Genomic DNA, 18017 nt, shown 5'->3' on the forward strand with positions numbered 1-18017 from the left:
GCCCCAACCAAGAATTTGAGTTAACGGTTGCGTTCAGCGGCAGCGAAAGAACCTAAACGATAGATGCAAAGACTCTCAATTGTCCGCTGCAACGCGATTGTTAGGTGTGCAGTGCAACACTAGAGTTCAGCCTGTGGCGCTCTCATCATCCGGCAAATTCAGTGCCTCGTATTTCCCCGTCGAGCGAAACCCCAGTTGTCTCGCCAAGGCTGAAGACGGCTCATTCGCTGCATCCCAACATGGCTCTAACCCGCGATCAAGGCAATACAGTATCAAGGCTGCGGCGACTGCCCTAGCCAACCCCCGACGACGAAACTGCTCATGGGTGTGGATATCGATCTCCACTTTCCCCCCGCCAACCGCTGCGGAGGAAGCGCCGGAGACAAACCTGCCCTGATGCAGGATACCCAGAGCGACTCCTCGCGTCATGAGATCTTCGTGAGAACGAAAGTTGTAACCCAGATAAGGATTAAGGTCTGCGGCGAATTGCGTCACCTCTTCGAGGCGCACTTGCCGTAGTTCAAACCCGCTTGGCACTGCTTGACAGAACTGTCTCAACCGCTCGACATCGAACTTGTCAACTTGGAAGGCTTCACGATGATCTATGTCCAACGGATTCGGATAGATGGCAGTGACTAGCTGCTGCCACGCTGGAGTTGGAGCAATCACCATACCCCCAGGTTGCAGTAGCTTTTCAAGTTGCTGGGGATTTGCGTGGAGTGGATCGCCCGCCAGGAAGTGAAACTCAAGCACGGAGAGAGCCATGCGAGGCTTCTCTTGTGAGTCTACAAAGACCTTTCCCATGTCACCTTCGATGACCGCTGCGACAAAACCACGCAAGCATGGATAATGATCAAACAGCTTTCGTATGGACTCTCGGTTGTCACTATCCAATTCAATCATTATAGTCCTTTCTGTTAGTGTATTCTCTACAGTAATTGAACGGCTCGGTTCAGCGGACGCAGACAAGCTTGGCAGCTCAATTAACAGAACCGAGTCGTTCCGCTGCAACCGAATTGTTAGCTGTCTTTTTCTCAAACTTTTTGATTGCTTCGTGATGCGCTTCCTCAATTAGAGGAAAAACATTCTCAAACTTGTCTCGGCTAGGGGAAAGTATTTGTGCCCAGAACATCCAAGCGTAAATTGGATGCGGCATAAGCTCATTTAACTTTGTAAAGTCGTGACCCGTTGCAACAATACCGCCCTTGCCGGGGCGCGCTGGTTTCTGACCAAATAAACGAACGTAGGTTTTGGAATTAAGACCTATAGCAACTCTAAATACACCTTCTCGATCAAGATTTGATGCTTTGTCGTTTTCGCCATTATTTTGCTTGATTGTGCAAAAATAAACGCCATTGGGCAACACGCGACCAGGATTGTAAAACAGTGACGTTTCGCCCCAACTGGCTTTCGGGACTACACCCGAAAGTTTATTGCATATATATTGAGTGATTTCTTCTGGTGTCACAGCTTCTCCTGATTGTTAACGGAAAAAGTCAGCGGCGGCGAATCAACCTTAACATCCTAACAGCGATCACCCCCAACCTCTCCACCTCACACACTCAGCGATCGCCCCACCTACCGCCACCACCGATCGCTCCTGGGACTGCTCAGACAAACCGATCGCCTCAACCACGTGCCTCAGCCGATCACTTAATGGTCTTCTCGGAATGGTCGATCGTCTTCATCCACGAGTGTAAGAGCTTGGTGCGGAGCCAGCTAACTATTTATTATACGGAAACTTTCTATATAACCACCCTGTATAAGGTATTCATACAGACACTTTCCGTATAACACGCCTAATTACAGACGTTACACGGAATACTTCCATATAACCACCCTGTATAGGGTATTTATACAGACATTTTCCGCACAACACGCCTAATACAGACATTATATTGAAGACCAAGTTCTTAAGGTAAACCATAAACTGTAGCCATCAAGCTCAAAACATATGTTAGCCTGAGTTTCTGGGAAAGATGGCAATTACACTCCAAATATACTGAGGTGCTTTTTAACCCTCTTTTATCACTTTCGGGAGAGAATAATCTATAATCCTTACAGCATAGGACTTTTACTAAAAATTTTAATTGCAGGCATTCTGGAACGAAAATAAACGCTCAAATGCTCGCTCTATCTACAGTTAAAAGATTGGCTCTTATTTTTATTTCCCCAGAGTAACTAAAGAGGCTTAAGGGACTTCCAAATAAAACACACTCAACCACCTAACGCAATAAACCTCTCTGTTCCTTATTTTTCAGTCTTCTCAGTGCCTCTGTGGTTTGTTTATTTTGGATAATTTATTTCTTGGAAATCCCTAAGCATAGGCGCTGTTATGCCACCGCTTCAACTTGCTTTTATAAGCTTCTCTTTCAACCAGGAATCTACAAGCATTTCAACCGAAATTTGCTGCTCTTTAGCAACTTTCAAAAGCTTACTCATCAAATCTCTGTCAATCGAAACTAAATAATGGCTCCGTTTGATGTCAACATCAAAATGCGCCTCTGGCAGTTCACCCTCATACTCACCCAGATCGTGAGCATCAAAGAACTCTACAAGTTCCTGATTAGTATTAAATTGAGGTAACTGCTTAGACTTATTTTCTGCCATACAGTTTCCTCTCTTGATCTGCCATATCCCTTGCACTTAAAATCAGAGCTTGAGCGAAAGGCTTATAAATAAACAACACTGCGAGATAACGTCCAGTATCCGTTTGTCCCAAAGCAAGATACACGTCTTCCCCCTCTCGATCGCCTTTCTACATAAATCGAAATTTGGGTCTGTTGCGAAGAACCTCCTCTACTCATCTACTTCATCAGGCTCAACACGGTGCTTTACAGCAAGCTTTTCTATAATTGTGTCTAGCCAGATGATTTTTTCGATTCTCACACTGCCAACCCTAAACTGCTGTAGCACCTTGATTTTAGACTATCGACTGATTTAATTCTATGTAGTTATGCGTGGTTTTTATCTCTAATTTCACGTATTAAATTCATTTTTGTTAATTCTTCATAACTGTCTATTGAATGCAAAAAAGCGATATTCTTGCCATGAGATTTGTTTAACAGGTCTATAAGCGAATCAATATTATTCAGTTGCTTCTCAGATAATAAATCTAGGTCATCTATGATTTTTTCTCCTGAATTAGTGTTGATATAATTAGCAAGTTTACCTATCAAACCAACAAAAAAATATTATTTTGTAAGTTAAGTCTGTCAAATAAGGGTTTGATATTGGGTTGTGTTCCTTCATGAACCAAACCACCTAAAACAAAATTTGAATTAAAAGAGGAATTAAAGTCGATTTTTCTTACATAAAATTTTCTAATATTATTTGTTTCGTCGTAATAAAAAGTAAAATAACTGTCAATGTCTGCTGCTGGTACAAGCATCTTTGTCATTTCTCTAATATCACTAATTTCAAAATTTATCATTTTCTGCCTCCTCTCATATGACGCATAACGGGAAAGATGCGCGGTAGCAGAGAACTCTAAAACGAGGCAAAAGGCATTTGGGCTGTCCGCTGTATTTGAATGGTTATGCCGTACTATAACTTGCCAATCAACTTGTCATATTCTGCATGTGTTCCAATCCAGAACCAGGAAATACCATTCTCGACTTCGACACCTAAAGCTCGATAACTTAACCCTGCCCGAACTGACCAATACTTCTTGCCCAACTTCTTGAAATGCAAGGATGGATGAGAGGGGTCAACTTTAAGCAACTTGTAACACTCATCTGCCGTTCGTTGAACACTTTTAGGTAATGCGTCGTAGTATTGCCAAAGCTTCCGGGTTGTATAGTGCATCAAATTTCTCGGCAATGACCCGCTTCAAACTCAGCGATCGCTTCCTGAGCAAATGCCTCTAACTTACCGTCTTCAATATCTTGCTCTATCTGTTTATCCCAGCGTTCGTAGTCTAAATCAAGGAACCACAGCCTTAACTGCTCAAATTCACTGGATGGCAATGAAAGAATTGCTGCTTCAATTTGGTCAAGGTTTGACATAGCCAGTTGTACCTCTTTGCCCTTAAGGAAATTATAGCTTCACCGGAAAGGGTAGGGTGCCTCTGCATTTTGGCTATCCAGCCTTTCTCTGAACACCTCTTGAACACAAACAGATAAACTTACGGCTGCACCCCAACCGAGAATTAAACGCATAACGGTGAAGTTGTGGGGCGGCAGATAACCTCGAACACCCACCGATCACGTTTGTACCGTCTGCACCAACGCAGTGTTAGGCGGCTTAGCGACTATAGGGTTGCTCCATGCTTAATCCTGAGATCACTTGGTAGGCTTCACTTTGAAAGTGCACAGAGTTGCGTTATGCCCAACGGCACAGGCTGCAATCAAAGCATCAATCAGACCAACCTTGTGAGACAGATGATAGGCCGTAAAATCAGATAGAGCACGGGCGCAGTCGGTTTCAGTAGGCCAAACAATGGCCAATGGCGCTACAAGCTGTAGGACTTTACGCACTTGTTGCTTATTTTGAGCAGCCTGAATCAATTCCATCACCACAAAACCAGGAATGCTTGGCAGTTCTGGGAGAGAGGCAAACCAAGCCAGTGCTGGCTCATAACCCCTCTGGATGTCGATCATGACATCAGTATCGACTATGTACATTCGCTACCTAAGCTCGCTCACGGTGTTCAGTCTGGTCGCGCAACCTGCGTGCGTGCTCCTGACTATCAGCGATATCGGGTCGAGAGTTGATCACCCCAACGCTTTCCCAGTAGGCAACAAGATCTAGACCTGTTTTGGGAGGGTTTTGCAGAAAAGGGCGAGAGGAGAGAACGCGCAGAATATACTCTGTAAGAGGTAACTTAAGCTGGGAGGCCTCAGTAGAAAGCTCATTCTCTAGCTCTGAGGGTAAATCTAAAGAGATAGTCATAGCATCAAGCTCCGATGTACTGTTCGTCTAACAGATAAAGCTAGACTTTATAAATCATAATTACAAATTCTTCTTCAGTACCGGTTTTGACAAACCTCCCTATCTGCTCAAATCCTACTTGCTCCCAAACCCGTTGCGCCCGCTTGTTGAATTCCGCTATCGTTACCCGACACTTCTGTGCTCTATATTGATTGACCCCATACCTCACCACGGCTTGAGCATAGTGCTTGCCATATCCCTGACCAACTAAGTCCGGTCGCATTCCCATGCCGATGTCAAGGGCTTCAGTGCAGTAGTCTCCGCCTAGTACTTGGCCATCTGCTCCGAAAGAGCAATAGCCTTCAAGTTCTTTGTGCACATTTAAGATTGCATAAAAGGTATTTTGGGGGTCAATTAGATAACATAAGTCTTCTTGGATAGTATCGACATCAAAGTTGTAGTAGTCATAGGGGGAAACATAACGCCAACGAAGAATTGATAGTGCATGTTCCTTCTCAAGTTTTTGATAGGAAAATCTCATTACAATTTCCCTTAAAACTGTTTGAGAGCAAAAATTTCTTTCTCTCAACATTGCGCCCTAACGGTGAAGTTGTGCGGCGGCAGATAACCTTGAACACTCACCGATAACCTCTGTTCCGTCCGCACCAACGCAGTGTTATGCCGCGCCGCCACAAGAGCCAGAACTGTCAAGAGCCTAACCTGTTTTTACTTTGGCTGCTACGATCTAAGCAGAAGATTTAAGAGTTGGAGGGAGAAGCATGAGTTTGGTGATTTCAGACGATCTAGTAAAAGCCAGTGGCTTTTCAGAAAACGAGCTATTTCTGGAAATTGTGCTTATGCTGTTCCGACAAGACAAAATTAGTTTGGGAAAAGCGAGTGAGTTAGTAGGACTGCATCCATCGGATGCAGTTTCAAAAACTGTTGGCAGATCGAGGTATCTGTGTTCATTATGATGTCGCTGAGTTTCAAGACGATCTCAATACTCTACAGGATGCGAACTAGCGGTGATCATAGTAAGTAATACCTCACCCATTTCAAATTTGGCAAAAGTTGGACAATTAAGTTTAATGCAAAAAATTTATGGAGGAATTTTGATTCCATATGCGGTGCGTGAAGAATTACTGGATGAAAGAACCGGAGAAACTGTGGTTACAGCAGTTCAATCAGCAACTTGGCTGGAAATTCATTCAGTACAAAATTAACAATTGGTTTCTGAGTTAAGAACCCGCGTTAATATCGGTGAAGCGGAGGCGATTGCACTTGCTGTTGAAGTAGGAGCAAGCTGATTATTAATCGACGAGCGTTTGGGTAGACAAGCCGCGAAAGATTTTGGTCTAAAGATCGCTGGTGTTCTGGGAATTCTGCTGTTAGCAAAACGCCAAAATTTAATCAAGGCAGTTAAACCTATAATGGATGATTTGACAAGTCAAGCAAATTTCCGAATCAGCAGCCAACTTTATGCAAATGTTTTGAATGAAGCAGACGAGTAAATCATCAAATTCATACAATCAATTCGGGGCTTATATTTTTCTCAACATAAATAACTCCTTTAGGAAGAAGTGTACAAGACCCATTTTCGTAGTGAATTAAAGCTTCATCATCTAATAATTTCAAAATTTCAGTTCGGTATCTACTAGCATTTGAATATTTAATCCATCTGATCAAGTCCGCATCACTAACTTTATCTGGCTGTTTGTAATACAGAATAAGTAAAGTCTTTTGATCTGCTTTGAGTTTTGTGTTTTGAACCCGTACAAAGCTTCCTATTTCTGCTATTACAGGAATTTTGGTTTCATTAATGCTTTCAACTATTTTTCTTGCTTCATCAATACTATTTGCATGATAGTTGCGAATAAGCTCAACCAAAATCCAGTCTGTAGAATGAGAGACAAGCAGAGAATCAGAATAATTAGGACTTACTTCTCCACCAACATGAGCAACATTTCTTTTGTTTCTAATATCAAGAAGAACTCTTGTGATTTGAGGAATGAAAAAGCGAATACCCTCTGGTAAACCAGTATTGTTAGAAACACGGTTTATGATATTTTGTGTATTCAACTGCTTCCCAAAAGGAGTGTAATTTCCTGTATCTAGGAATTCTATTAAGCGTAAAACACATTCACTGAATCGAGCAGCATTTAGCTCTGCTGGCTGAAATTTTCTCAGAAAAAACTGTTGCTTAATATGTTGATACTCATCAAGCAAAGCAGAAATGATTTCCTGCGGAAGTTTTGTAGATAAGGCTGTCTCAATCTGAGATCTTTGAATGCTCATAATTCTTAATGATTCTGCTCATTATTTTGGCTGAGCCATCCTGCCACTAAAGTTTCAGCTTCAGGAGAGAGGTAATATAATCCTTCAGATGTTCGACTAAAATATTTACCGTAATCTCTAGTATTGGTTAAAGCCTTTGAAAAATTAACTTTATTAACCGAGATGGTTTTATATCTTTTAACAAGATATTCATATGCTGTTCCTGGCTTTACAGCTTCCTGTGCTTTTAGTTCTTTAGTAATGTCATATAGAGCGAGTAAGGCATATTTATAAGTAGTACCTAAAGTTCTTACATCGAAATGATCAAACCTAGACGGAAGTTGAAGCCACTGATCAACTTTCTGAGTATCTTCCTTTGTTATGCGAGATCCTCGATTTGAATTCTTTCGAGTTGAGTTCCAGTATTCAAGACCGCTTAAATCTGCATCTTGCATTTCAATCAGAATTTTATTTACTTCAGAGCGCCCCCTGGATTAAGCTTGAAGGTTCCATCAGATTTAATAAAAAAGCGATTAGCTACATCAGTCAGATGTTTTGAGTAATTCTTGTCGTAAACCCCATTGATTCTCGCAGCTTGGTTCAAGTGTTCTTTAGTAGGTACAGCCTCTCCACAAATAAAGTTATAAGCCCAAACATACAACAGGCTAAACCTCTGCTGCTGCAGTTTTTTGTTTTTCCCTTTGTAGTCAGGAGCAACCGAAACAAGAAAGCCTTGCTCATCTTTTTCAAAGTAGCTTGAAGGCGAATTGTCGTCTAAAACACTTTCCGATGTAGTTTCTATCGATTCTTCGATCAGTTCTTCTGATTGATCAAAGTGGTTATTATCTGTTGAGGCTGACGAAAAAGGCAAGGCAAGTTGCTGGGGACGTGCAACTGGCTTTGGACTTTTAGGTGGATTAAACGGAACGTATCCTCCCAAGGCAGATGCAACTTTATCGATCGCCGTATCTGTGAACGATAGATTTAGCTTTCTTGAGTAGTTGCTTTCTGTTTGCTCTTCCTCCAATGAAAAATTATTCATAGGAGTTGCAGTAGTTTGCGACACACTTAGAGAAGTACCACACTTAAGGCACTTACTCTTATCCTTCATTAGGTAACTGCTGCATACCAAACACTTAACCTGCTGCTCACAACTAACGCAGAAATTATAGGCCTCGTCGATTAGAACATCACAGTATGGGCAATTTGGCATGATCAGCTTTTTAGCGCTTTCAAGATTGCTCGCTAGTATACTCGTACTTTTTATACAACGCCCACATATTTAGGTACGGTTTTCCTTACCATTAACCTAAAGATGTTAGCTAATGGAACACGGGCAACAGCGTAACTTTTATACCTTAGCCAACAAAATCGTGGTCACATCCCGACCGAGGACTTGCGGCATAACGGCTAAAGTGAGCGGCAACAGATATGACTGAAACGCAGCGAGAAGACTTGATTCGTCCGCTCCACTGCGTTGTTAGCTGGCTGCCACCACGACAAGATATTGACAATGCAAGCTCTCAAGCATTATCGATTAGTGTTCATGATATATGCCTGATCTGCTCGATCGCCCGATACTGCTCCTGCGGGTAGCACAGCATTGAGTCGTGACAAGTCTCGCTCTGTTAGCAAAACGTTTGCGGCTTCGGCATTCTGGCGCATATTCTCGAACCGACGTGAGCCAGGAATTGGGACGATATTATCGCCTTGATGCAGTAACCAAGCAAGAGCTAACTGAGCGGCTGTGGTTCCTTTTTCAGATGCAATTTGCTCAACCGTCTCCGCCAAATCTAAGTTTCGCTCCAAATTTTTACCTTGGAAACGAGGTTGCGTCCGTCGCCAATCGTCTGGTGCAAAAGTCTGTCCTCGCTTGATCTGACCGCTTAAAAAACCGCGTCCCAGAGGACTGTATGCAACAAAACCAATTCCAAGTTCCTGTAAGGCGGGAAGTACTGCCAATTCCGGGTCACGAGTGAATAAAGAGTATTCTGACTCAACGACTGTGATTGGGTGGATTTGATGCGCCCGCCGAATGGTTTCAACCGATACTTCCGAGAGTCCAAGATAACGAACTTTGCCTGCTTGAACTAATTTAGCCATTGCACCGACCGTTTCTTCGATAGGTGTTGCCGGATCAACTCGATGCAGATAGTACACATCCACATAATCAACTCCCAATCGCTGCAAGCTAGCATCGATCGCCTGATGCACATATTCAGGTCGTCCGTTGCCTGTTTGAATGTGCCCTGTTTCTGTGACATCCCCGCCAAACTTGGTTGCCAGCACAACGCGATCGCGCTGTTTCCGAATCACGCTTCCAATCAATTGCTCATTGTGTCCATTTCCGTAGATATCAGCAGTATCGATGAAATTGATACCTAGATCGAGAATTTGCTGAAGCGTTTGCCGCGATTCCTCGTCGTTCACGGATTGATAGATACCTGGAGACAAAACCATTGCTCCAAAGCCGATCGCGGATACTGAGAGATCACTGTTACCCAAAGTGCAATATTTCATGACTTGCTTCTCCAAAAAATTCATTAGTTTCTTCAGGGCTACTGAACCGTAAAACCGCCATCGACCATGAGCATTTGCCCCGTGACAAATGAAGCACCGTCAGAACAAAGCCACAATACTGCACTGGCAACCTCTTCAGGCTTCCCGTCACGTCCGATTGGATGAGCCGCTCGAATCCCTTCTAGAACACTTGGATCATCACCTGCCATGTGAACAAAATCCTTCAGCATTTGTGTATCAATTGTGCCTGGACCAACTGCATTGATACGAATACCGGATTTAGCATAATCTAAGGCTGCACATCGCGTTAGCCCCAAGATGGCATGTTTGCTGGCGGTGTATGGAGAAAATCCAGATGTAGCAGTCACGCCAGCGATCGAGGACATATTGACAATTGCACCGCCGTATTTGAGCATGTGTGGAATCTCGTACTTCATACACAAATATGTCCCTTTCGCGTTTGTATTCATCACACGGTCATAGATCTCTTCAGGTTGGTCAGCCAGTGGATTGGGAGCAAGTGTAATTCCTGCGTTGTTAAAGGCATAATCGAGCCTTCCATAAGCAGCAATAGTCTTGTCTACCATTGCTTTGACTGACGCAGCTTGACTGACATCTGTTTGAACAAACAGGGCTGTGCCATTCGCTTTTTGAATTAGTTCAACGGTTTCCCTGCCCGTATCAATTTCTTGATCGGCAACAACCACTTTTGCGCCTTCACGAGCAAAGGCAATCGCGGTTGCCTGACCAATCCCAGAACTACCACCCGTAACAATCACGACTTTTTCATCAAATGCGTACATCTTTCAAACTCCTTATTTCTGATTGCAAGCACGAAAACTAACTTGATGCCTTTAATGTATTGGCAACAAGCAGTGCATTTCGCTCGGTTTCTTGCGATCGGCTTCGGAATCTTGCTACTTTCTTCAATGGCTGTGACGGTAGGCGCTGGGCGTGACTCCGACGAGGCGTTTAAACTGGGTTGCTAAATGGCTAGGGCTGTTATATCCGACGGACAACGCTACGTCCAACACGCCTAAATTGGTTTCCCGCAAGAGCCGTTGAGCAGTTTCGATTCGCAAGCGTACCACATATTGATTGGGGCTTTCTCCAGTTGATTGTTTAAAGAGACGTGCAAAGTGATAGCTGCTCATCCCAGCTTGTTGAGCCAAATCATCCAGCGAGATAGTAGTTTCTAAATGGGCCTGTATATAATCAGTGACACGACAAAGGCGATTTTGAGGTAGCCCACCTTGATACTCCTTGACTTGATGTTCGATCGTGCAATGGTGACGCAACAAATGGACAGCTAACAGTTGTGCGGCTGAGTCAGCATAAAGTTTGCTACCAATCTCTTGCTGTTCTAGCTCCTGTTTCAACATTGAACAAATCTGTTCCACAAACGGATCGCGAATACCAGAGCGTTCAAGTAACTCAATCCGAGAAGGGTTAATCTCTGCAACTTGTTCGCCTGTTCTAGCCAAGAATTGGTGGTTGAGATGAAGATGCACTGTTTCAATGAGTTCATCTGACTCACTTCTCCAACGCACTTCGTAAGGATTTCCGCCACCCGTTGTAAAAAAAAGCTCTCCAGGATGAACTTGAACTGTACTCCAGGATTCGCCTTCTTCCCTCAAACTCACTGTGGTTGTACCAGCAACCTGAAGCACAATGTATGGATCAGGAACAGCGGGAACCAGTAAATAGTCCAACGAAGCTGGTTCAATATATGTTCTCAGCAGTAAATTTTGCCAATCCGCATGGACGCTTGACAAGACTGGACTGGAAGAGGTGTATTCCTCAAATGCCAGGGTAGATGTTTTCTTGGGAACGGGTTGTTGACCTGTCATGAGGATAAGCGTTAAGCGAAGAATCTGGACTAAATTTGCCACGAAAGCCAATTGGGTGAAACTTACTTTGGAAAGAAAACAGTTTTCAGCGTCTCACCAATAACTTTCAATCAGCCTAATGCCGAATACCGACAATCACTTCTAAATTACACTCTAACCAATCAAACGAAGCCAGCTAACGGCTAAAGTGAGCGGTGGTAGAGATGCCGAAATGAAGTCCAAAGGCTCTATGCCGTCCGCTCCACTGTGTTGTTAGCCTGCTGGTCAATACGATCAACTACAGGGAAGTCGCTGCCTAGCTCATCAACAAACCTATCATTAAGTACAGCATAATAATGCTACTAGTCGATGAGACAATGAGTCTAACGCGATTGTATCGAATGAGTTCGCGAATCCCAGCTTTGTCGGGGTAACCCTGACGATCAAGCCGAGTATGAATGGGGACAGCAAAGACAAGACTCACAATCATAATGGACGCATTCAGTATAAGTAACACAAACACCCATTCAAGTTCGATTTCTGCCGGACGAAAGAATATCAGAAGAAGTGTACTGAACATTAGTAATGTGTAAGGCACATAAATGCTGAATGGCAGCCTACGCTCATACTCTTTGTGGAACGATACGAACTCTGCTTGCCCAACCCAACTTAGAAGTGGATAAGTTGTAACTTGTGTGTACCAATGCAAAGCATTGTTGAAGAAGGTCGCAAAAGAAGCAACTACGAAAACAAGAATTGCTGTACTCATGGTGTTTATATCTCTTGTACTGTTAGTTTGAGCTATTCAGCAGTCTTTTTGAACGTTGATGGTTTCCATGAGGCGTTGCTTGTTGCAACCCGCCTCAACAGTTCATTGAGAGTTTGCTGTTCCTGCGGTGTCAAAGCGGAAAAGAATTGTTGTGCAGCTTCAACTGATAATTTTTCTGCTGCTCGGAGTTGTTGCTTGCCAAATTCTAAAAGATGAATTTCGTAGGCTCGGCGATCGCTCGTATGAGGTCGTCGTTCAACTAACCCTTGTTCTTCCAAACCATTTAGAAGAGTGACCATTGTAGCTTTATCAACGCGCAGCTTCTCACCGAGTCGTGCTTGAACCATTGCACCTTCAGCCGCTAGTAATTGAAGAATACCAACCTGAAGCGGACGTAAATTTAGGGGAGCCATCGCACGAGCATAAAACTGTGCACCAAGCTCAGTGACCCAATGCAGCACGAAGCCTGTCCAGTGACCAAGACACTCAGGCAAAGGCTCCCAGTCTAATTCGCAGCTGTCAGAGGGAGGTGAGTAGATTGATGAACTTGAGCCTCTTGAGGGCTGTTTCGGGGTTGTTCGCCTCTTCATAAAGCTAATACCGTTTACTCAATAAATGTTAGCACAAAAAACATTTATTGAGTAAACGGTATTGAATCCTCCTCCGCAAGTTCCTTCGTCTGCCCTACCATTAAGCGCAGCAGGTTAACTATTGATTATACTGAAACTTTCCATATAACCACCCTGTATGGGGTATTTATACAGACACTTTCCGTATAACATGCCTAATACAGACACTATACTGAAACTTTCCATATAACCATCCTGTATAGGGTATTTATACAGACATTTTCCGTATAACACGCCTAATACAGACACTATATTGAAGACCAAGTTCGTAAGGCATAAACTATAGCCCCATCAGACTTAGGACATTATGTTAGCCTGCGTTCTGGGAAAGATGGCAAAACTCAGATCAAGAGTTAAATAAAACGCTTTCATAATGCTCCACAACCGGAAATGGCTCGTAGAAGTGGTGGAGTAGCGATCGCCACTCTTGATATTTTGTTGATTGTCGAAACCCAATAGTATGGTCTTCTAATTGCTGCCAACGTACAAGCAGAATATAGCGATTTGTAGTTTCTAGACATCGTTGAAGCTCATGGGAGATATAGCCTGACATAGAAGCAATAATAGTTGAGGCTGTTTTGAAGGCAGCTTCAAATTCTTCAGTTAAATCAGGTTTCACCTCAAGAATCGCAACTTCCAATATCATGGTTTGAAATGCTAGCTCAACATTGGTGCATCAAAATCATCGGGGACTGTGAATTCACCAGCACATAAACCAAATGGTCGAAGTTGCTTACCGCTCGATGGAATAGGCCTGAGTTCAGCAATCTGTTTATCTGCTTGAATAATAACAAACGTTACACCAGCTTCCACTTGGCGTGTATATTTTAAGGGATCGCGCTGAATTTCATCAATTGTTACGTTTGACAGGACAATATTTTTGGATTAGGACAGTTTATCGGCTAACCCAACATTACAGCAATAATAACGCTATCGGTTGCTTGTTTGATGCCGCTCAATATCCTAATTGCAATTAAAGGCGCATTCTCAAAAACTCAACTTGGAGCGATCGCTTCTATGATGCTAAAAACCTGATTAACAAAAATGTATGTTATATAATTGACCATCCATTTAGAGAAAAGCTGTATAAATGTACAAAATATGCTTAACAATATGTCAAATGTATCTTGTTCATTACATCGGTTTATTACGTATTCAATAGTTTTTTAGACATCGATCGCTAAAATCTACAGGAAAACATCCAAGAGTTCCCAAAATGCTCAAGTGGCTGGTGCGATGGCTTAAAAGGTTCCGGCAGTCTCCCAAAAAAAAGCGGTATGCTTCTGCAAGGGCTGTAGCTGGACATCAGGTGGTAAGAAAGCCGCCCGAACTAACTAACGCGGATTTAGAATATTTGTTTACCCAATTGTTAGAAGGTGTGTATCAAGCACGAGGTAAGCATTGGGCAATCAAGTATTTGCAACGGATGGAGCATCGTATCAGTGTTGATCGTTGGATAGAATGGTTGCTGGACTTTGGTGAAAAATTACTGACTTCACCCGCTCCAAACAATCAGTTAGCAGAAAGGATGGTACAGCTAGGAGAATTGGGAATCGGGACTGTTGGAGATCTTGCTTACGATTTGGGTATACGGTTACTGACGCGGAACTTAGGCGAGGATTATTGGGAAAATAATGACAAAGATTTAGAAACCACTGGGGCGATCGCCATCCAAGTTCCACTACCAAATCCAGAATTAACGCAACAGCAAGATGTCAGTAATCCTAGAATAGAATTGATACGTAATTTTGGCGAAAGATTGTGGGAAGGTGGAGAAAAGGATGTATTAGAGACAATACATCCTAATGTTGTCACAGGTTTACAACCAGTAAAAGAAGATACTGCAAGTATATCTCCAACCTTAATTAATTCTGGTGATGAGGAAGGAGTTTGGATACAAGAAACTCTGACAACGGATGATTTGTTAGTGGGTTGGGAACATAGTAATAACTTTGCCCAACAATTAGCTGTTGAACTAGAAATTCCGTCAACCAACTCACACCCCATTATTGGAATAGTAAGCGATCGCATTACAACTCAAGCACAAGCATATTTTTACCAAGCTCTGCAACAAGCCAAGAACGGCGATTTAGCAACAGCGATGACACATTATGACAAAGCCCTAGAACTGAAACCTGATGTCTGCGAATATTGGTTTAATCGAGGTTTGACGTTATTTTATTTAGGCAATTTTACCGAAGCGATCGCCTCTTACGACAAAGTACTGGAGATTAAACCGGATTTTTACAAAGGATGGTACAACAAAGGTGCAGCGTTAAGTGAGCTAGGATATTTTGCCGATGCGCTGGCTTGCTTCCACCGAGCATTAGAATTAAAACCCGACTATCAAGAAGCCTACTCTGGATGGGGTTTAATGCAGTTGAAACTAGGATACATAACAGAAGCAATTTTCGGTTTAGATCAAGCACTACTGCTGCAACCTCAAGACTCCCTAAGTTGGTATTGGCGAGGCGTGGCATTCGCTGAGAATGGGCAACATAATGACGCGATCGCTTCCTATGATAGAGCAATTGAATCCGATCCCCAGTTGGATATAGCTTGGTATAACCGAGGATTGGCACTATCTAATTTAGGTTGTTGGGAAGATGCGATCGCCAATTACCACCAAGCCACAGAAATTAATCCCGACTGTCACGAAGCTTGGTACGCCCTAGGAAGCGAGCTAGAGAGAGTAGCAAATTGGGCAGATGCAATTAAAGCTTACAATCGCGCTACGCAAATTAATCCTGACTTCCACGACGTTTGGGTTGACAGGGGAGTAGCATTGGCAAATTTGGGAAATTGGCAAGATGCGATCGCCTCTTGGGATCGAGCGATCGCGATCAAGAGCGATTTTTATTTAACCTGGTTCAACCGTGGTGTCGCCTCAGATAATTTGGGGCGTCGGGAAGAAGCGATCGCCTCCTACTACAAAGCGATAGAACTTAAACCCGATTTTCATCTGATCTGGTACAACTTAGGCGTAGCTCAATCTCACCTGAAGCGATTTGAAGAAGCGATCGCCTCTTACGATCAGGCTCTACTTCTGCAACCAGATGCTTGGGAAGCCTGGCTGGGGCGAGGTAATGCTGCTGGAGGTGCAGTTAATTTTGAAGGGCTTGTACAACAACAATCTAATATCAATCCTGCCTTGAACGAGCGCGGCTATGATGGCAGATTAGTAAGTTATCAACAAGGGTTGAGATATATTAGCCCAACAACTCACCCTGAAGGTTGGGCTACACTTTATCTCGCGATCGGTAATGCTCATTACGAACAAGGTAAACAACATTCTCCACCCCGCCATTATTGGCTGCAAGCTGCAACTGCATACGAACAAGCACTCTATGCTTTCACCGCAGAAGGATTGACTCTATTGCATTTAGAGGTGCTGCAAAATCTGATCAAAGCGCTGGTTGTTTTGACAGAAAAAGCATCAGCACACGAATACCAGCAACGCGCCATTTATTTATTGCAAAGTTTGTTAAACGAAAGCGATCGCACAGATGAAAGTAAAAAGCAACTCGTTTTGAAATTTGCAGGTATAGCCCAGTTAACCGTTGATATCGCCATCCTGTATGGAGATTTAGCTCCTGCCTGGGAAATTTTAGAGCAAGGCAAAAACGCCTGTTTGAACTGGCTATTATATGGTTGGACTGATGAAATTTACTCACCTACCTACGCTGACGTTCACCAACTACTCAATCCCACAACTGCGATCATTTGCTGGCATATTACCCCTTGCACTCTACGCATATTTGTCATCAAATACAATTCTCCAGAACCCATCCCCATCTTTACACCCGTACTCAATTTTGATTCTATTGATGAATTACCTGTACCCGAAGCAGTAGTACGCTTAATTGAATTTGAAAAATGGGTACAAGAATGGAATCAACAATATCAGGAATATCGCCGCGTCAGTGAAGACGAACAAAGCAAAAGCAAACATTCCTGGCGTTTAGACATGGAACGGAGGCTTTTACAACTCAAAAATATCCTCAACATTTCTGCAACCATACAGGAACTCGAAGACATTACCCAACTGATTTTAATTCCCCACCGCGATTTGCACGCCTATCCTCTTCATGCCCTTTTCCATCTTGCTGCTGCCCAGGAAGAACCATCAACTTTGAATGCAAATTTCACAATTACTTACTTGCCAACCGCGCAAATCGGATTATTTCTAAAATCAAAATCTTTAAGACAGACAGATGAACCGAGTTTATTGAGTGTCGAACAACCAAGCAGCACGGTTTATTCCAGACAGAAATTTGCCAAAATCGAAGCTGAATTGATTAGTCAGTTATTTGATAATTGTCAACGCATCCCAGAGTCACAGGCTACCAAACAGCAGATAGAAAATGCCCTCAGTGGCGATCGCAATCTGCTTCACTTTATTGGGCAATTAACTGAAAATTTGATTCATCCACATCAATCAGCATTATTATTAGCACACGATAAACTCACTCTAGAAGAAATTTGTAAAAATTCCTTAGTAAATTACAAACTGATTACGCTGTCAGCTGCTGAAACAGAAATGTCTTACCCCCAAAGCATCACCACCGAATATGTCAGTCTAGCTCACGCTTTTCTCAGTCTGGGAGTTCCTTATGTAGTGAACAACCTGTGGACTGTAGACTCAGCTGCCGCTGCTTTGGTAATGATTGAATTTTACCGAAGAATTAAGCTCAATCAATCAATAACTACTGCTTTTTTAGAAGCAACAGCATGGCTGAGGGAACTAACTGCCGGGCAGATGACCAAATGGTACGAAGATGCAATCAATCAACTACCTGCTGAGGAATTAAGAATTAGAACGCATTTAGCAGCACAATTGCACAGAAGTAGACAAATGGCAGCAGATAAAAAGCTTTACAATCATCCTTACTACTGGGCAGGATTTAAGTTAACAGGTAATTTGAGCTAAGTCGCTAGACATGAATAATAAAAGGTTGTAGTTAGCGCTGTCTTCGCTAAAGCGCCAACTACAGGCAAATAAAGTATTTTCAGTTTAACTATGTCTACTTATTTAACGTGAGTTCGACGGGTTGATTTAGGTGCAAAAAAAAGCTGAGACTGGAATTAAGAAGAAAAAATAAAGGGTGTCTCAGCTATGTCGAC

22 protein-coding genes and 1 pseudogene are annotated in these 18017 nt (G+C 42.9%); 5 read left to right on the plus strand and 18 right to left on the minus strand.

Going from position 1 to position 18017, the window contains the following annotated elements:
- Positions 1–126: 126 nt before the first annotated feature.
- Positions 127–903, minus strand: a complete 777-nt coding sequence (locus QUB80_RS28075; RefSeq protein WP_289792752.1) for a GNAT family N-acetyltransferase — start codon at positions 901–903, stop codon at positions 127–129.
- A 76-nt stretch (positions 904–979) separates the two neighbouring features.
- A complete protein-coding gene (locus tag QUB80_RS28080; protein WP_289792753.1) occupies positions 980–1468 on the minus strand; it encodes a DUF6194 family protein in 489 nt (162 codons plus the stop codon).
- On the opposite strand from QUB80_RS28080, the gene QUB80_RS28085 reads away from it, so the two are divergent.
- On the plus strand, positions 1462–1794 hold the full coding sequence (locus tag QUB80_RS28085) for a hypothetical protein (RefSeq protein WP_289792754.1): 333 nt from the start codon (positions 1462–1464) through the stop codon (positions 1792–1794). The two genes, QUB80_RS28080 and QUB80_RS28085, sit on opposite strands and share 7 nt — an antisense overlap.
- A gap of 552 nt (positions 1795–2346) precedes the next feature.
- Here QUB80_RS28085 and QUB80_RS28090 read toward each other — a convergent pair.
- From QUB80_RS28090 to QUB80_RS28120, 6 genes are all read right to left on the minus strand, one after another.
- Positions 2347–2610 (minus strand): CopG family antitoxin, encoded by a 264-nt coding sequence (locus tag QUB80_RS28090; RefSeq protein WP_289792755.1) that lies wholly within the window; start codon positions 2608–2610, stop codon positions 2347–2349.
- Positions 2611–3175: 565 nt separating this feature from the next.
- Positions 3176–3433 carry a hypothetical protein gene (locus tag QUB80_RS28095; RefSeq protein ID WP_289792756.1) on the minus strand — a complete coding sequence of 86 codons (258 nt, stop codon included), beginning with the start codon at positions 3431–3433 and terminating at the stop codon, positions 3176–3178.
- Between the two features lie 113 nt (positions 3434–3546).
- The gene (locus tag QUB80_RS28100; RefSeq protein ID WP_289792757.1) at positions 3547–3807 is read right to left on the minus strand and encodes a ParE family toxin-like protein; all 261 of its coding nucleotides are present in this window, start codon (positions 3805–3807) and stop codon (positions 3547–3549) included.
- Entirely contained in the window at positions 3807–4007 is a 201-nt protein-coding gene (locus QUB80_RS28105; RefSeq protein WP_289792758.1) for a hypothetical protein, read from the minus strand. Before QUB80_RS28105 ends, QUB80_RS28100 begins: the two co-directional genes overlap by 1 nt.
- 276 nt (positions 4008–4283) lie before the next feature.
- Positions 4284–4601 carry a PIN domain-containing protein gene (locus QUB80_RS28110; protein WP_289792759.1) on the minus strand — a complete coding sequence of 106 codons (318 nt, stop codon included), beginning with the start codon at positions 4599–4601 and terminating at the stop codon, positions 4284–4286.
- 332 nt (positions 4602–4933) lie between these two features.
- Positions 4934–5413 (minus strand): GNAT family N-acetyltransferase, encoded by a 480-nt coding sequence (locus QUB80_RS28120; RefSeq protein ID WP_289792761.1) that lies wholly within the window; start codon positions 5411–5413, stop codon positions 4934–4936.
- A gap of 238 nt (positions 5414–5651) precedes the next feature.
- Between QUB80_RS28120 and QUB80_RS28125 the strand changes: the two genes are divergently transcribed.
- The 3 genes and pseudogenes from QUB80_RS28125 (at position 5652) to QUB80_RS35330 (ending at position 6383) form a co-directional block, all read left to right on the plus strand.
- Complete coding sequence (locus QUB80_RS28125) at positions 5652–5846, plus strand: UPF0175 family protein (protein ID WP_289792762.1); 195 nt, start codon at positions 5652–5654, stop codon at positions 5844–5846.
- Positions 5815–5895 carry a hypothetical protein gene (locus QUB80_RS28130; protein ID WP_289792785.1) on the plus strand — a complete coding sequence of 27 codons (81 nt, stop codon included), beginning with the start codon at positions 5815–5817 and terminating at the stop codon, positions 5893–5895. The genes QUB80_RS28125 and QUB80_RS28130 overlap by 32 nt, the downstream gene beginning before the upstream one ends.
- Positions 5896–5897: 2 nt before the next feature.
- A pseudogene (locus tag QUB80_RS35330) lies at positions 5898–6383 on the plus strand (PIN domain-containing protein).
- A gap of 10 nt (positions 6384–6393) precedes the next feature.
- On the opposite strand, the gene QUB80_RS28145 reads toward QUB80_RS35330, so the two are convergent.
- The 10 genes from QUB80_RS28145 to QUB80_RS28190 form a co-directional block, all read right to left on the minus strand.
- Positions 6394–7167, minus strand: a complete 774-nt coding sequence (locus QUB80_RS28145; protein ID WP_289792765.1) for a hypothetical protein — start codon at positions 7165–7167, stop codon at positions 6394–6396.
- Between the two features lie 5 nt (positions 7168–7172).
- Positions 7173–7601 (minus strand): hypothetical protein, encoded by a 429-nt coding sequence (locus tag QUB80_RS28150; RefSeq protein ID WP_289792766.1) that lies wholly within the window; start codon positions 7599–7601, stop codon positions 7173–7175.
- 17 nt (positions 7602–7618) lie between these two features.
- Positions 7619–8188 (minus strand): hypothetical protein, encoded by a 570-nt coding sequence (locus QUB80_RS28155; RefSeq protein WP_289792767.1) that lies wholly within the window; start codon positions 8186–8188, stop codon positions 7619–7621.
- Positions 8189–8504: 316 nt separating this feature from the next.
- Entirely contained in the window at positions 8505–8660 is a 156-nt protein-coding gene (locus QUB80_RS28160; protein ID WP_289792768.1) for a hypothetical protein, read from the minus strand.
- 16 nt (positions 8661–8676) lie between these two features.
- Complete coding sequence (locus QUB80_RS28165; RefSeq protein WP_276748902.1) at positions 8677–9666, minus strand: aldo/keto reductase; 990 nt, start codon at positions 9664–9666, stop codon at positions 8677–8679.
- Between the two features lie 38 nt (positions 9667–9704).
- Positions 9705–10469 carry an SDR family oxidoreductase gene (locus QUB80_RS28170; protein ID WP_276748904.1) on the minus strand — a complete coding sequence of 255 codons (765 nt, stop codon included), beginning with the start codon at positions 10467–10469 and terminating at the stop codon, positions 9705–9707.
- A gap of 123 nt (positions 10470–10592) precedes the next feature.
- Entirely contained in the window at positions 10593–11558 is a 966-nt protein-coding gene (locus tag QUB80_RS28175; RefSeq protein WP_289792769.1) for a helix-turn-helix domain-containing protein, read from the minus strand.
- 253 nt (positions 11559–11811) lie between these two features.
- Positions 11812–12204 carry a hypothetical protein gene (locus tag QUB80_RS28180; RefSeq protein WP_289792770.1) on the minus strand — a complete coding sequence of 131 codons (393 nt, stop codon included), beginning with the start codon at positions 12202–12204 and terminating at the stop codon, positions 11812–11814.
- Between the two features lie 92 nt (positions 12205–12296).
- Positions 12297–12725 (minus strand): MarR family winged helix-turn-helix transcriptional regulator, encoded by a 429-nt coding sequence (locus QUB80_RS28185; protein WP_289792771.1) that lies wholly within the window; start codon positions 12723–12725, stop codon positions 12297–12299.
- 514 nt (positions 12726–13239) lie between these two features.
- Complete coding sequence (locus QUB80_RS28190; RefSeq protein ID WP_289792772.1) at positions 13240–13539, minus strand: antibiotic biosynthesis monooxygenase family protein; 300 nt, start codon at positions 13537–13539, stop codon at positions 13240–13242.
- 570 nt (positions 13540–14109) lie between these two features.
- On the opposite strand from QUB80_RS28190, the gene QUB80_RS28200 reads away from it, so the two are divergent.
- On the plus strand, positions 14110–17823 hold the full coding sequence (locus tag QUB80_RS28200; RefSeq protein ID WP_289792773.1) for a CHAT domain-containing protein: 3714 nt from the start codon (positions 14110–14112) through the stop codon (positions 17821–17823).
- Positions 17824–18017 lie beyond the last annotated feature (194 nt).

This window comes from Chlorogloeopsis sp. ULAP01 (assembly GCF_030381805.1).
Taxonomy (GTDB): domain Bacteria; phylum Cyanobacteriota; class Cyanobacteriia; order Cyanobacteriales; family Nostocaceae; genus Chlorogloeopsis.

Bases quoted from the DNA above. Each gene is read 5' to 3' on its own strand.
- QUB80_RS28075 (WP_289792752.1), bottom strand. From the start codon at position 903: ATGATTGAATTGGATAGTGACAACCGAGAGTCCATACGAAAGCTGTTT.
- QUB80_RS28090 (WP_289792755.1), bottom strand. From the start codon at position 2,610: ATGGCAGAAAATAAGTCTAAGCAGTTACCTCAATTTAATACTAATCAG.
- QUB80_RS28095 (WP_289792756.1), bottom strand. From the start codon at position 3,433: ATGATAAATTTTGAAATTAGTGATATTAGAGAAATGACAAAGATGCTT.
- QUB80_RS28100 (WP_289792757.1), bottom strand. From the start codon at position 3,807: ATGCACTATACAACCCGGAAGCTTTGGCAATACTACGACGCATTACCT.
- QUB80_RS28105 (WP_289792758.1), bottom strand. From the start codon at position 4,007: ATGTCAAACCTTGACCAAATTGAAGCAGCAATTCTTTCATTGCCATCC.
- QUB80_RS28110 (WP_289792759.1), bottom strand. From the start codon at position 4,601: ATGATCGACATCCAGAGGGGTTATGAGCCAGCACTGGCTTGGTTTGCC.
- QUB80_RS28120 (WP_289792761.1), bottom strand. From the start codon at position 5,413: ATGAGATTTTCCTATCAAAAACTTGAGAAGGAACATGCACTATCAATT.
- QUB80_RS28125 (WP_289792762.1), top strand. From the start codon at position 5,652: ATGAGTTTGGTGATTTCAGACGATCTAGTAAAAGCCAGTGGCTTTTCA.
- QUB80_RS28145 (WP_289792765.1), bottom strand. From the start codon at position 7,167: ATGAGCATTCAAAGATCTCAGATTGAGACAGCCTTATCTACAAAACTT.
- QUB80_RS28150 (WP_289792766.1), bottom strand. From the start codon at position 7,601: ATGCAAGATGCAGATTTAAGCGGTCTTGAATACTGGAACTCAACTCGA.
- QUB80_RS28155 (WP_289792767.1), bottom strand. From the start codon at position 8,188: ATGAATAATTTTTCATTGGAGGAAGAGCAAACAGAAAGCAACTACTCA.
- QUB80_RS28165 (WP_276748902.1), bottom strand. From the start codon at position 9,666: ATGAAATATTGCACTTTGGGTAACAGTGATCTCTCAGTATCCGCGATC.
- QUB80_RS28170 (WP_276748904.1), bottom strand. From the start codon at position 10,469: ATGTACGCATTTGATGAAAAAGTCGTGATTGTTACGGGTGGTAGTTCT.
- QUB80_RS28190 (WP_289792772.1), bottom strand. From the start codon at position 13,539: ATGATATTGGAAGTTGCGATTCTTGAGGTGAAACCTGATTTAACTGAA.
- QUB80_RS28200 (WP_289792773.1), top strand. From the start codon at position 14,110: ATGCTCAAGTGGCTGGTGCGATGGCTTAAAAGGTTCCGGCAGTCTCCC.